11 protein-coding genes are annotated in these 14,333 nt (G+C 62.9%); 4 read left to right on the forward strand and 7 right to left on the reverse strand.

The features are described 5' to 3' along the window. Window positions 1-8: 8 nt before the first annotated feature. The 6 genes from C7T96_RS15665 to C7T96_RS15690 all read right to left on the reverse strand — a co-directional run bounded on the left by C7T96_RS15665 (window position 9) and on the right by C7T96_RS15690 (window position 7,274). Window positions 9-1,274, reverse strand: a complete 1,266-nt coding sequence (locus tag C7T96_RS15665; RefSeq protein ID WP_106572188.1) for an ABC transporter permease — start codon at window positions 1,272-1,274, stop codon at window positions 9-11. A 76-nt stretch (window positions 1,275-1,350) separates the two neighbouring features. Beyond that, window positions 1,351-2,439, reverse strand: a complete 1,089-nt coding sequence (locus tag C7T96_RS15670; protein WP_106572189.1) for an ABC transporter substrate-binding protein — start codon at window positions 2,437-2,439, stop codon at window positions 1,351-1,353. Window positions 2,440-2,573: 134 nt separating this feature from the next. Continuing rightward, entirely contained in the window at window positions 2,574-3,653 is a 1,080-nt protein-coding gene (locus tag C7T96_RS15675; protein ID WP_106572190.1) for an ABC transporter ATP-binding protein, read from the reverse strand. 461 nt (window positions 3,654-4,114) lie between these two features. Then, the gene (choV, locus tag C7T96_RS15680; RefSeq protein WP_106572191.1) at window positions 4,115-5,296 is read right to left on the reverse strand and encodes a choline ABC transporter ATP-binding protein; all 1,182 of its coding nucleotides are present in this window, start codon (window positions 5,294-5,296) and stop codon (window positions 4,115-4,117) included. After that, entirely contained in the window at window positions 5,293-6,147 is an 855-nt protein-coding gene (gene choW / locus C7T96_RS15685) for a choline ABC transporter permease subunit (RefSeq protein WP_106572192.1), read from the reverse strand. The genes choV and choW overlap by 4 nt, the downstream gene beginning before the upstream one ends. Before the next feature lie 182 nt (window positions 6,148-6,329). Next, window positions 6,330-7,274, reverse strand: a complete 945-nt coding sequence (locus tag C7T96_RS15690) for a choline ABC transporter substrate-binding protein (protein WP_106572193.1) — start codon at window positions 7,272-7,274, stop codon at window positions 6,330-6,332. 242 nt (window positions 7,275-7,516) lie between these two features. Between C7T96_RS15690 and C7T96_RS15695 the strand changes: the two genes are divergently transcribed. The 4 genes from C7T96_RS15695 (at window position 7,517) to C7T96_RS15710 (ending at window position 12,487) form a co-directional block, all read left to right on the forward strand. Next, on the forward strand, window positions 7,517-8,131 hold the full coding sequence (locus C7T96_RS15695; RefSeq protein ID WP_106572194.1) for a thymidine kinase: 615 nt from the start codon (window positions 7,517-7,519) through the stop codon (window positions 8,129-8,131). A gap of 138 nt (window positions 8,132-8,269) precedes the next feature. Then, the gene (locus C7T96_RS15700; protein WP_106572195.1) at window positions 8,270-9,358 is read left to right on the forward strand and encodes a hypothetical protein; all 1,089 of its coding nucleotides are present in this window, start codon (window positions 8,270-8,272) and stop codon (window positions 9,356-9,358) included. Window positions 9,359-9,373: 15 nt separating this feature from the next. Continuing rightward, entirely contained in the window at window positions 9,374-10,519 is a 1,146-nt protein-coding gene (locus C7T96_RS15705) for a hypothetical protein (RefSeq protein ID WP_106572196.1), read from the forward strand. A gap of 57 nt (window positions 10,520-10,576) precedes the next feature. Continuing rightward, on the forward strand, window positions 10,577-12,487 hold the full coding sequence (locus C7T96_RS15710) for an AAA family ATPase (RefSeq protein ID WP_106572197.1): 1,911 nt from the start codon (window positions 10,577-10,579) through the stop codon (window positions 12,485-12,487). A 125-nt stretch (window positions 12,488-12,612) separates the two neighbouring features. Here C7T96_RS15710 and C7T96_RS15715 read toward each other — a convergent pair whose 3' ends face one another. Further along, entirely contained in the window at window positions 12,613-14,160 is a 1,548-nt protein-coding gene (locus C7T96_RS15715) for a phospholipase D family protein (protein ID WP_106572198.1), read from the reverse strand. Between the last annotated feature and the right edge of the window lie 173 nt (window positions 14,161-14,333).

Below are 14,333 nucleotides of genomic sequence, written 5' to 3' on the forward strand. Positions count from 1 at the left end.
GGTGCCTCCTATCCGAACTTCAACCGGTCGACGCCGACCAGCTTGTTGAACACCCAGTACACGATCAGCACGGCGACCAGCAGGATGGTGGCCAGCGCGGCCGCCAGCTTGAGCTGGGCGCTCGATCCCTGCATGTTCTGCGCGATCAGGTTGGAGATGAAGATGCCGCTGTCGCCGCCCACCAGGGCCGGCGTGATATAGTAGCCGATCGCCAGGATGAACACGAGAATGCAGCCGGCCGCCAGGCCCGGAATGGTGAGCGGGAAATAGACCCGCCACCAGGCGCGGAACGGATGCGCGCCGAGCGATTTCGCCGCCCTGAGGTAGCTCGGCGGGATGGTCTTCATCACCGAATAGAGCGGCAGCACCATGAAGGGCAGGAGGATATGCGTCATGGCCACGATCGTGCCGGTTCGGTTGTAGATCATGCGCAGCCGGCCGTCGTCGCCGATAATGCCGACCGCCACCAGCAGCTCGTTGATGACGCCCTGCTGCTGCAACAGCACGATCCATGCCGAGGTGCGCACCAGCAGCGAGGTCCAGAACGGCAGCAGCACCAGGATCAAAAGCAGATTGGCGATCCGCGCCGGCTGCGTCGCCAGCATGTAGGAGATCGGATAGGCCAGCACCACGCAGATCAGCGTGATCAGGATGCTCATCCAGGCGGTGCGGAAAAACAGCCCCTTATAGACCTGGTAGACTTCTGGACGCGGCGCGATCTCGCCCTGGGAATTGTATTCGTAGTCGACGGCCAGCAGATAGTAGGTCGGCGTCAAAAGGCGCGATTCGCGCTTCAGGATGCGCCACAGTTCCGGATTGGCCCAGTCGGCGTCGGCGTCGAGGAATTTTTCGCGATAGGGCGCCGACCATTCGTCGACCTGGCGGGCGGTGCGCATCACGGTGCTGCGCGCGCCCGGGATTTCGCGGTTGATACGCGCGGCGGCGCGGCCGATCGTGCGGTTCTCGATGCCGACGATCATGTCGGCGGCCATGGCCTGGAATACGGGTTCCGGCGGCACGTCCTGACCGTCCCATTGCTGAAGCGCGGCCGCGGTCTGCGGCAGGTAACCCCGGATTTCGGGATTGTAGACCGAGCGCCAGATCATCGCCAGGATCGGCACGACGAACACGATCAAGAGAAAGATCAGCAACGGCGCCACCAGCGCGAAGGCCCGGCGCCTTTCGGCCTTTTGAGAGCGGCGCAGCGCCTGCTTCAAAGGCGTGCCGTCGGCTGCGAGGATCGGCTCGCGGGAAGTCTTTCGTGACGATGCCATGGGTCCGTCCGGTCGGGTTCGGGATGCGGCGGCGAAGCGGGCGGGGCGCGCTGGCGCCCCGCCGCCGTTTTTGGGGTCAGCCGGCGACCCAGGCGTTGAAACGCTCTTCAAGCGCGTCGCCGTAATCGGCCCAGAACTGGACATCGAACGGGATCGCGGTCTCGAGATTCGTCGGATTGGTCGGCATGTGCGGCTTCATGTCGATATCCGTACCCTCGAGCATACCCACCAGCGGCGCGGAAGATTTGCGCGCCGGACCGTAGGAGATGTACTTGGCCTGGTCGGCGAGGCGCTGGGTGTCGGTCGCGAACGCCAGATAGTCCTTGATCGTGTCGAGATTGCCGGTATCGACCGGCACCACCCAGCCGTCGGTTTCGAACATCTGGTGGTCCCACATGATCTCGAACGGCTGGTCCTCGTTGACCTGCGCGTTGAAGATGCGGCCATTATAGGCGGTGGCGATCACCGCTTCCTTGTCGGCCAGCATTTGCGGCGGCTGCGCGCCTTCCGACCACCAGATCACGTTGTCCTTGATCTCGTCGAGCTTGGCGAAGGCCCGGTCCTGGCCCTCCTTGGTGGCGAGCACCTCGTAAACCTTGTCGGTCTCCACCCCGTCGGCGAGCAGCGCCCATTCGAGGTTCTTCTGCGGAATCTGCTGCAGCGCCCGGGTGCCGGGGAATTTTTCCACGTCCCACACATCCTCGACCGTCTGCGGGCCGCCGTCGGGGAACGCCTCGGTGTTGTAGGCGAACATGGTGGCGTAGAGGATCTGCGGGATGAAGCACGGGCCGAGCGTGCCTTCGATGAAGTCTTCGGAGGCTGGCGTGCCGTCCGGTGCGGCCTTGAGCCACTCGTCGTGCGGCACTTCCATCACCAGACCCTCGTCGCAGGCGCGCTGGGCGTCGGCCTGCAGCATGTCGACCACGTCCCAGGTCACGTTGCCGGCCTCGACCTGGGCGCGAATGCCGGCGAGCGCGTTGGCCGATTTGTCCTCATTGAGGATCTCCACGCCGGTCTTTTCGGTATAGGGCTTGTGGTAGGCCTCGATCTGGGATTTCGAATAGGCACCGCCCCACGAGACGATCGTCAGTTGTTTGTCCTGCGCAATCGCGCCGCCAAACGCGATCGCCGCGGCCGTGCCGGTTAAGATCAGAACCCGTTTCATACTGACACCTTCCTTTGATTTTTTTCTGCTTTGACTTCGGGATGAAAGACACATCGAGTTTGTGTCCGACGCTGGTTTTTCTTTCTCTCAAGGTCCGCCGGATGACCTGTTCGGACCGCGCCCGCGCCGGGCACTCAGTCGCCGTGGTCGAGGGCCCGGCAATCCTCGGTCGCCCACCCGACCCGCACGCTTTCGCCGGCCTTGAAGCGGCGCGCGCCGAGCCGGTTGCGTGTCTTGACCACGAAGGCGCTGTTGCCGGCGACCGTCATGCGGGTGCGGATATGGTCGCCGAGATAGATCACCTCTTCGACGCGTCCCGTCACCGTGTGATCCGTGACGCTTTCGTCGGGATCGATCTCGACACGCTCGGGCCGGATGGAAAGCTGGGTGCGCTCGCCGGGGCCGGCATTGATTGCTAGCGCCATGACCTCCTCGCCGTCGTTCAGAAGAACCCGCGCGATGCCGTCATTGATCGATCGTATCTTGCCGACAAGCGTGTTGTTCTCGCCGATGAACTGGGCGACGAAGCTGTTTTCCGGCTTTTCGTAGAGCACCTCGGGCGAGGCGAGTTGCTGGATGACGCCGTCATTGAAGACGGCGACCCGATCCGACATCGTCAGTGCTTCGCTCTGGTCGTGGGTGACGTAGATCACGCTGACGCCGAGCGATTCGTGCAGGTGCTTGATTTCGAACTGCATGTGTTCGCGCAGTTGTTTGTCGAGCGCGCCGAGCGGCTCGTCCATCAGGACCAGTTCCGGTTCGAACACCAGCGCGCGGGCGAGCGCCACGCGTTGCTGCTGGCCGCCGGACAGCTGAGCCGGTCGGCGGCCGTGAAAGCCGCCTTCGCCCATTTGCACCATGTCGAGCGCGCGCTGAACCTTCTTCTCGCGTTCGGCCTTGTCGAAACCGCGCACCTCGAGCGGAAAAGAGAGGTTTTCGGCGATCGTGAGATGGGGAAACAGCGCGTAGTTTTGAAAAACCATCCCGATGCCACGCTTGTGCGGCGGGACGCTGTTGATGGGCTGGCCGTCGAGATAGATTTCGCCATGCGTGGCCGGTTCGAAGCCGGCGACCATCATCAGGCAGGTGGTCTTTCCGGACCCGGACGGTCCGAGCATGGTCATGAATTCTCCCCGCTCGAGGCGGAGATTGAGGTTTTTTACGACAAGTGTCTCGCCGTCATAGGATTTCTGCACTTCTTCGAAGAGAACCATCGGCTGGTCAGCGGGCGCGCTTTGGCGCTGTGACCTCGATGACGACCCGGCTTCCCGCTCCTCGTCGACAAGCTCATTCAATGTTTTCTCCCTCTGGTTATCTTTTTTTGTGACCCTAGAGGAATATAGCCGCGTGATCAAATCCCTTGTTTCACATGTTCGATAGCATATTAGCCATCTTGAAAGTAATTAGCTTTATTTTTGATTATAAAGCTTTTTGGAAATGTTTTAAAAGAATAGAAAGTAATTATATTGCTATTCTTGGTTGCGAAAAAAATATCAAAATATGGGCGCGTTCCTGAAAATTCCAAAAAAATATACACGATTATTAGCCGGTTCACAGACCCGCTGCCATGTCGTCGGCCGCCGACGGGCCTCTCGCCCGCAGAGGGAAAACCATGCGCCTCCGGTCGTCGTGCGATGCCGGTTCGCGATGGTAGGCCCGATCCTGGCGAGCGGCCTCAGCGGCGCAGCACGGCACCGAGCACGTCGCGGATACCGATGGCGCCGATGAAGCGCGACTGTTCGTCGAACACGGCGACCGGTGCGGTCTGCGACTGGTGCATGGCGTGCATGACCGCCTTCAACGTCGTGCCCGGCTTGGCCCAGTAGACTTGGTGAGAATCTTCCGGCAGCGTTTCGAGCGGGTCGCACGCCGCCCAGATTGCGGGCTTTCCGTTGCGCTCGGCGCCGATGACCAGCATGTTCTCGTCAAGTCGGAAGCGGGTCGTCTGCCGGCGGTCGAGCCAGACCCAGCCGTCGCTGCCGATATCCAGGTCGCGCCGGTCGCGCATGACGTTCCACGCCGTCAGCACCGAAAGCGGATTCACGTTGGAAATGAAGTCGCGCACATAGTCGTTGGCCGGTTCCAGCACGATCTCCTCCGGCGAACCCGACTGTACGATGCGTCCGCCTTCCATGATGGTGATGCGGTTGCCGATCTTCAGCGCCTCTTCCAGGTCGTGGCTGACGAAGATGATCGTCTTTTTCAGATCGCTCTGGAGCTGCAGCAATTCGTCCTGGAGTTTTGTCCGGATCAAGGGGTCGAGCGCGGAAAACGGCTCGTCCATCAAAAGGATCGGCGCCTCGGTGGCGAAGGCGCGGGCCAGCCCGACGCGCTGCTGCATGCCGCCCGACAGCTCATGCGCATACTTGTCCGCCCACTGGTCGAGGCGGACGAGTTCGAGCTGGCGCGCGACCCGCTCGCGCCGTTCCTTTTCCGGCACGCCGGCAAGTTCGAGGCCGAAGCCGACATTTTCGGCCACCGTGCGCCAGGGCAGCAGGGCGAATTGCTGGAAAACCATCGCCACGCATTCGCGGCGGATCTTGCGCAACTCGGCCTCCGAACAGGACACCACATCGGCCTGCCAGTCCTCGGCGTGCACGATCACTTCGCCCCGTGTGACCGCGTTCAGGCGGTTTACCGCCCGCAGCAGGGTCGATTTGCCCGAGCCCGACAGACCCATAAGCACCGAAATCTCGCCTTCCTCGACGGTCAGGCTGCAGCCCGCGCAGCCGAGCACGCTGCCCGTTTTGTCGAGGATCTCGGCCCTGTCAGCGCCCTTGTCGAGCAGGGCGAGCGCAGCCGCCTGCTGCTCGCCGAAAATGATGTCGACGTCGCGAAATTCGACCGCCGTGCTCATGTGTCGTCTCCCCGGCCGATCCGCGACATCCGGTCGAGGATGATCGCCACGATGACGATCGCCAGACCCGCTTCCAGGCCGAGCGGAATGTTGACAGAGTTCAGCGCCCGCACGACCGGTTTGCCGAGGCCGTTTGCGCCGATCAGCGCCGCGATCACCACCATCGACAGGCACAGCATGATGCATTGGGTCAGCCCCGCCATGATGGTCGGCAGCGCGGCGGGCAGTTCGACCTTCCACAAGAGCTGGCGCTTGGTCGCGCCGAAGGCTTCGCCGGCTTCCAGCATCGGCTTGGGCACCGAGGTGATGCCGAGATAGGTCAGCCGGATCGGTGCCGGCGAGGCGAAGATGACGGTCACGATCAGGCCTGGTGCGATGCCGAGGCCGAACAGGATCAGCACCGGGATCAGGTAGACGAAAGTCGGCAGGGTCTGCATCAGGTCGAGCAGCGGCTGCAGGAAGCGGTAGACGCTTTCCTTGTGCGCGGCCCAGATGCCGATCGGCACACCGATCGCCATCGAAACGGCGGCGGCGGCGACGACCAGCACCAGGGTCTCGACGGTTTCCTTCCACAAATCCTGGTTGACGATGAACAACAGCCCCAGCGCGACGGCCAGGGCGAGTTTCCACGAGCGTTGCAGATACCAGGCAAGCGCGGCGATCGCGGCGACCAGCACCACCGGCGGGGCCAGAAGCAGCAGGTCGACGAGGCCGTCGAGGACGAGCTTGAGCCCGTCGGCGATCGAATCGAAGAACCACTCGAAATTGGTGGTCAGAAAATCGAAAAACTGCTTGCCCCAGCGCCCGATCGGTATCTTGACGCTGGCGATCCAGTCCGAAATCGGATCCATGTCTTAGCCCCCACCGGATGCGCCGCCGACCGGCGCATCCATGCTCATCTTGCGTCGCCAGGCCCCGCAGTCGCCGCAACGCGCTCGAATGGCTGTGCCCGTGCGTCCGCCGGCGGCACCCAGCGTCGGCACGCCACGAGCCGGTTCTGTCGCGGCGGCGCCCCCGCGGCCGCGATCGGCGATCACATGCCCAGCGCCGATTTGACCGCAGCCATGCCGTCGCCGCCGTCAAGCGTGGTCACGCCGTCCAGCCACGGCGCGATCGCGTCGGGATTGGCTTTCAGCCACGCCGTCGCCGCGGCCTTCGGCTCGGCGCCGTCATCGAGAATCGCGCCCATGATCTCGTTTTCCATTTTCAGCGAAAAGACGAGGTTTTCGAGCAGCTTGCCGATATTCGGGCATTCCGTGGTGTAGCCGGCGCGCACATTGGTGTGCACGGTGGCGCCGCCGTAATTGGGGCCGAACACGTCATCGCCGCCGGCAAGGTAAGCCATCTCGATATTGGCATTCATCGGATGCGGTTCCCAACCCAGGAAGACCACATCCTCCTTATTGCCGACCGCCTTGGAGACCGCCGACAGCATGCCGGCTTCCGAGCTTTCCACCAGTTCGAAGCCCGACAGGCCGAACGTGTCGTTCTCGATCATGTCGAGGATCAGGCGATTGCCGTCATTGCCGGCCTCGATACCGTAGATCTGGCCGTCGAGCTTGTCCTTGAACGTGGCGATGTCGCTGAAATTCTGCAGGCCGGCGTCGAACGTGTATTTGGGCACCGCAAGCGTGTACTTCGCGCCTTCGAGATTGGTGGTGACCGTTTCCACCGTGCCGTCGTCGAGATAAGGACGGATATCGGCTTCCATCGTCGGCATCCAGTTGCCGAGGAAGATGTCGATGTCGTTCGACGCCAGCGATCTGTAGGTGACGGGAACCGATAGGATTTCCACGCTGGGCTGGTAGCCGAGCGCCTCGGTGATGACGGAGGCCGCCGCCGTCGTTGCGGTGATGTCGGTCCAGCCGACATCGGAGAAGCGCACTTCCTTGCAGCTTTCGGGGTCGGCGGCCTGGGCATGAGCCGACAGCGCGGCGCTCAGGCCGAGCGCGATGGCGAAGGTCTTGGTGCGGTGCATGAATTTTCTCCCGTTGAGACGCTTTGTCGGAGCGCGACGGCATTGGTCCGCACTCCTTTTGTTGGGTATGCGAACCAAACACCATTTTGCGGTCGATTCAAGCGTCGTGCCGGCCGTTCTGCCGCGGCCGCGTGTGCGGGAGGCGAAAAATATGCATGATTTGCGTGGATGACCGTGGCTTTTGTAGCTGCTTCGTCGCCCGGCATCTCCCCGCCGGCGGCGGACTGCGCTTATAGGGACATATGGCCAAGCTTTATTTTCATTACGCCACGATGAATGCCGGCAAGTCGACTATGCTTTTGCAGGCGTCCTACAATTACCGTGAACGCGGCATGACGACGATGGAGTTCATCGCCGCCTTCGACGACCGCGCCGGCCAGGGCCGCATCGGCTCGCGTATCGGCCTGGCGGCAGGGGCGGAGACGTTCAGGCAGGACGACGATCTCTACCGGCGCGTCGCCGAGCACCACGCGCATACCGTCGTGCATTGCGTCTTCGTCGACGAGGCCCAGTTCCTGTCGCACGAGCAGGTCTGGCAACTCGCCCGGGTCGTCGACCGGCTCGACATTCCGGTGATGTGCTATGGGTTGCGCGTCGACTTCCAGGGCAATCTGTTTCCCGGTTCGCACGCGCTGTTGGCGATCGCCGACGAGTTGCGCGAGGTGCGTACGATCTGCCGGTGCGGACGCAAGGCAACGATGGTCGTCAGGCTTGGACCCGACGGCAAGGTGAGCCGGCAGGGCGAGCAGGTGGTGATCGGCGGCGACGACAAATATGTCTCCTTGTGCCGGCGCCATTGGGAAGAGGAAATGGGCCGTTGGCCGGCCGAGGATATGGTCGGCTTCGCGCGCGGCTGACGGGTCGAAGCGCCGGGCGGGCTTGAAAACGCCGGGTCGTCGTTGACGGCAAGCGGACTTTCAATCGCAACATTCGGCTCATATATTCAACCACCGCCGCGCGACCGCCGGCATCGATCAGCGAAGTGGAGAAACTGGATGGCGACCCTGCAAAATTTCGATGCCGAAATCGCCAGGACCCGGAAAACGGTCGAGGACATGCGCTCCAAGATCGAGCAGTCGGGGATCGTGCTGGATCAGATCGCGCAGGCCGACAAGAAGATCGGCGAAGTCGATTTCGACATCGAAAACGCCCGTATCGCCGACGTGCTCAAGCAGCAGAAGACGATGGAGGCGAATATCGCCGACCTGATCATCGGGCTCGAAGACGCCACCAATGTGTTCGGCGCCGAATTCGAGAGCATGAAAAGCTATACCGGCTGGGAGACCTTTGTCGGGTTCTTCTCCAAGCAGCGCCAGCAGCGCATGCGCACCGAGCGCGTCCGCAACATGTCGCTGGCCGGAAACCTGCAGGAATTGCTCGGAAAGTCCGACACGATCGTCGGCATCCTGACCGACCAGAAACAGGTGCTGGACGAGCGCTACAAGACCTCCGAGGCGAGCCTGGCGGAAGTGATCGAGCGCCGCAAGACGACCATGGACACGCTGACGACGACGCAAAAGCGCATCGAGGAACTGAATCCGATGCTGCTCGACATCGAAAACCGCATCGCCGCCTCCACCAGCCAGGCCGACCGCACCGAACTCGAGGGCGAGCGCTCGAAGCTGGCCACCGAATATAACGAGATGCAGGCCAAGGAGCAGGAATTGCTGGCCGAAAGCCAGACGCTCGAGCGCTACACCTCGATGTTCCAGACCTTCGTCGATTCGCTCAACAATCAGATCGCCGCCCAGAACACGCTGATCAACAAGCTGACCATCGACACCGAACAGCGCATCGTCTTGTACAAGGCGCTCGAGGACTCCTTGAAGACGGCGGCCCAGCAGGACGTCGCCCACCGCATCAACACGTTGGGCAGCCAGGTCGACAACACCGCCGAGGAGACGATGGCGGGCATCGGCGCGGCCGCGCAGCGCCATATCGGCGACCTGCTCGAACTGCACGAGAAGAACATGGTCACGACCGCCGACATCCAGCGTCGCAAGAAGCTCGCCGACGATGCCTTCGCCCGCCGCTTCGACGAGGTGATGAAAAAGCACAATGCGGCCGACTACGTGCAACAGTAGTCGAAACGTCCGCGCATGACCGATACTAGCACAGCCGCGAACCGCTATTTCGACGCCATTTCGGCTGCCCTGAAGGGGCTCGATATCTTTTTGCGGCACGACAATTCGCCGCTTTACGGCCACGGCCTGGTGGCGCAGGTCGTGTCGGAATATATCGCCCGGCTGGAAAATTCGTTTGCGTGCTGGAAGAACCGGCTTGGCTTCACCCAGTCGTTCCGCATCTCGCGGGCCGAAAGCGGCTTCCCGGTGTTCCAGAACGTCATGGAACTGGAGAAAGACCGCCGCACCGCCGATCAAAAGCTGGCTGCGATCCCCAAGCCGGACGAGCTGCGCGCGGAGATGGTCGACTTCATCCTGCGCCGCAAGGCGTTTCCGAGCGATCTGCAGCGCTCAATGGCCGAGCGGCTTTATCTGCAGGATGTGGGCACCGGTCTCGTCTTCGCCCCCTTCATCCTGCCCAAGACGGTCCGGGTGTCGGTCAATCCCAAGACCGGGCGGCCCTACTGCCTGGTCCATTGGGGCGCCTTCGACGGGTCGGCCAACCTGCCGCTCGTCTATATGGCGATGATCGAGGATTCGTCCGACGACATGGTCGGCGCGCTGGTCACGCGGGACGGCAAGCTCAACGAAACCGTGCCGATCCCCCTGCCGGTCGAGGGGCTTCTCAACCCGGACCTGGCGCACCGCTTCGACGATTTCGCCGAAAAGAACTCGGCCTATTCTCTGTCGCCGGCGACGATCGCCGGCAATCTCGACAAAGATTTCGACACGCTGCACCCCAAGCAGCTGCGGCGCGTGGTGCTGGGGCCGTTTTATTCGGCCGGCATTACCGAGCACAATTCGACCGTGGCCGAAGTGCTGGACAAGGTGCGCGATTCCAAAAATGCCTGGCTTTTGACCTGGACGATCCAGGAGGTGTTTTCCAAGGGGGAAAAACCCGGCCGGCGCGGCTTGTGGTCGAGCACACCGGCGCGCGACGAGTTTTTCATCAACACCGACGACCTGGAGGCGGCCAGACAGGGCGTGAGCGCGTACGAAAAACACGCTTTGGTGCCGCACGAGGCCTATCAGGCGCTGTATGCGGCCGGCGAGGCCGAGACGATCTTTTCGGGCTACAAGGTCCACATCCTGTCCGGCGAGCGGGTGATCAGCGATGTGTAGCCTCCGCGACGGTGTCCGGGGCGGTTGTCAAGCAATGCAGAGGATTCGGGGCGTAAGATGGATACCGGCCTGACCACGATCGGCGAAGCCGACATCGAAAAGCACCGCGCCGTGGCGCAGGGCATGATCACCCGCATCATCGTGATGGAGGACGGCGGCGGGCGCTCTTCGACCGCGCTTGCCGGCACCGGCCGGCGTTTCGTCTCGACGGTATCGACCGGCTCCGTGCGCCGCACGCGCGAGGTCGAGTTCGCCAAATCGGTCGCCGCCGTGCGCGCCGACGACGTGATGATGTCGATCCCCCAGCACACGTTATTGTTTCGCGCCCGCCGCGGGCTTGCGGTCGCGCTGGCGGTCGGCGACGTTTTCGCCCGCTCCAGCGAACTGGAAAGCCTGCAGGCCAAAAACAGCCGTGCCCCGCTGGAGGGCGATGAGGCCCAGCGCTTCAAGCGGCTGTTGTCGGCCTCGGCCTATGTCGCCGCCTTCAGCCTCGCTTGCTACCTCTTGCAGACCATCGAAAGCGACGCCGAGGCGCCCAACGACGTCGAGGAACCGGATTTCCTGTTCGACACGCCGCAGGATGCGCTGAAATCGATGATCGCCGGCCTCGATGCCGCGATTGCCGGCGCCAAGGACGATCAGGACCTGTTGAGCCGGGCGCGCGCCTTTGCCCGCGAGGCGGTCGAGGGTCTGCTGGCGCGCAAGGGCCGGTTCGACGGGCTGGGGCCGTTCGAGGACGCGCATATCCGTATCGACCAGGACGATTTCACCCTTGACGGGTTCGACGTTGCGCCGGGTCAGAAGCGCAAGCCGTTGGTGATGACGTTCAAGAAGCCGAACGAGATCGTTGGCAACCACATCGCCAAATATCAGGCCATGAAGCTTGCCAAGATGCTGATGGCCTATGATTTCGACCGCCAGCTTAACCCGTTCGTCGAACTCGGCGGGTTTTTGTTCACCTTCATCGGCGACGGCGCCCCGGGCACCGGCAAGACGATCCTGATCCAGATGACGGCCGGGCTGATCAACGACTACTGCCAGATTGCCGGCTACCCGTTCCATTACGAGAATTTCGGCGTCGACCAGATCTCGTCCTACCAGGGCAAGTCCGGCCAGAACTGCAAGCAGTTCGTCAACAACGTCATCAATCCGCGCGCCATCGGTTTCGGCACGGTCGACGACATCGATCAGGTCGCCGCCAAGCGCTCCGACGACCGCGCCTCGGCCGGCCAGCAGGAGATCACCGGCGTGTTGATGGAAAGTTTCGCCGGCGCCTCGACGGTTGTGCGCGGCAATTGCTCCTTCGGCATGTTCTCCAACTATCCCGAAAATGTCGACGACGCGCTCAGGCAGCGGGCCGGGGCGCGCTGGCTTGTCGACGGGCCGCAGACGCGCGACGATTATATCGACATTTTCGTGCTGCTGGCCGGCAAGAATCACGGCATCCCGCTCGGCGAGCATGATCTGTTCGACGCCCAGGTGATCCAGCGCGCCGTCAACACCGCCTACGAGCATCATTCCAAGCCGCAGGAAGAGGGCCTGCAGAAAGTCTATGAGCGTTATCTCGACCAGTATGGCGAGCCCCGCACGCTGGCCGACATCGGCTCGTACCTGCATCTCATCAAGGAGGCGGAGCCGCGCTTCACCGGCCGGGCGATCAAGAACATCACCGATGCCATCAAGATGCGGGCCATGGATATCGAACTGCCCGACGACTGGTTCGAAAAACCCGAAACCTTCATGCACAAGGCCTATGACGACAAGAAAGCCATGATCGAGGAGTTGCGCGGTCCCTTCACGATGGCGATGGTCATGCAGGAGATCAACCGCTACGCCGATTCCGAGTTCCGCTATTCCGATCGCTCCGACGACGCCGCGGTCTCGACCATGATCCGCGACGCGCGGCTGCGCGAGCGCGCACTGCGCGAGATCGAGCAGATGAAGGCGAAAGGAACGTGGCATGCGTGAGTGCCGCGCGGCGGACGCCGAGAGGATCCTTTTTCTGCGTTGCCGCGTGCGAGGCGGCGTATCGACCGGTGGGCCTGTGCGGCGTCCGGAGAAACGACCGACCGAGCACTTTCACGCCGCCTTGGCTAAAGCAGCCATTCGATCGGCAGCCAGCCGAACACGGTGACCATGATCCGGTCGGTCAGCGAGGCGCCGGGCTCGGTATCCAGTGCCGTGGTGGTGCCGTCGGGACCGGTCTCGATCCAGCGCAGTTCACCGTTCTGCAGTTCCACCCGGTAGGCGCTGTGGGCCAGATCGCGCGTAAACGCCTCGTGGATGCGCCGGGCCATCGATGCGCTTTCGATCAGAAAACCCATCTCGCAATTGAGATGGACCGAGCGCGGGTCGAAATTGAACGAGCCGACGAAGACGCGCTGGCCGTCCACGCTCAGGGTCTTGGCATGCAGGCTGGAGCCCGATGAGCCGGTCGCCGACAGTTCCGAGGCGCCATCGGGCAGGCCGGGCCTGGGTTTGAGCTCGTAGAGCGCGATGCCGGCCTTCAACAGGCGCCGGCGATACTTGCTGTAGCCGGCATGGACCATCGCGACGTCGGTCGATTTGAGGGCGTTGGTAAGGATGGTGACTGCGGTGCCGGAATTGCGGATCGACTTGAAATAATCCATGCCGCCCTTGCCGGGAACGAAATAGGCTGAGATCACGTCCAGCCTCTTGCGGACGGGGCCGAGAGCCGACCCGAGCTGGCTGATCATCAACTCGCCGGGTTTGGCTCTGCCGAGCCCTTTCGAGGGCGGATCGCTGAAAAGCCGGACATCGGTCCATTCCAGGGTGATGTCGCCGCTGTTCAGACGCCCCGCGACGGATTCTTCCAGTTCCGGCATCCGTTTCAGCCATTCGGCCTCCGGCGAGGTGCCGCCTTCCGTCAGCCAGTCCGGCAGCCGCCTGTCGGCGTTGGGGGCCACCGCGTCGATCGGATAGGCGGATTGGCTGTTCCAGTAGCGGTCGAAATTCGCCGCCGTCTCCGGCACGACCGTACCGGCCGCCAGCACGTCGAGGTCGAGGAAATAGTTCTGTTCGCCGATGCTGAAATATTCGTCGCCGACATTGCGCCCGCCGATGATCGCGGCCGCGCCATCGACGATGAAAGCCTTGTTGTGCATGCGCCGGTTCATGCGGAAAAAGTCGAACACGAAACCCGCAAGCTTCAGCCGGCGTACGCGCGACGGGTTGAACAGCCGCACCTCGAAGTCGTCCTGTGCGTTCAGCGCGGCCAGCGTCGCGTCCATTCCCGAAACGCCGTTGTCGTCGAGCAGCAGGCGTACACGCACGCCGCGCCGCGCGGCGTCCGCCAGCGCCCGCAGCAGCAGGCGGCCGGAAACGTCGTCGTGCCAGATGTAATATTGTACGTCGAGCGAGCGTTCCGCCTGGGCCGTCAGGAGAAGCCGGCTGGCCAGCGCCTCGTGTCCGGTGGCGAGCGGCAGAACGCCGGACTTTTCCGGGTGGTCGCGGACCGAGGCCGCAAGGCCGCGCCCCCAGGCCGTCTCCTTCGACAGGGGTATGGCCGTGCTCGGCGTGCGCGCCTGCAGGTCGGGAAGGGGCAGGAGCAGGCGCGCGGAGACGATCAACAGGCCAAGGCTGGCCGAGACGCCAAGCAACCATTTGAGAAGGCTTAACAAACTGTCTGTACCCCGCAACGCGACGATCTAGCGTTTCATGGACCAGGGCGAGGGGCAAGCCTGTCTTTCTGCGCCGGTCGTCGTCCTTCGAGCAGAGGGCCGTGCCGGGAATGTGGCCGTGGCCGCGAACCATGCCTTGAGGGAAACAGCGCGAGCCTTTAGATCATAAACGG

Source organism: Nitratireductor sp. StC3 (genome assembly GCF_003015025.1).
Classification (GTDB): domain Bacteria; phylum Pseudomonadota; class Alphaproteobacteria; order Rhizobiales; family Rhizobiaceae; genus Mangrovimarina; species Mangrovimarina alexandrii.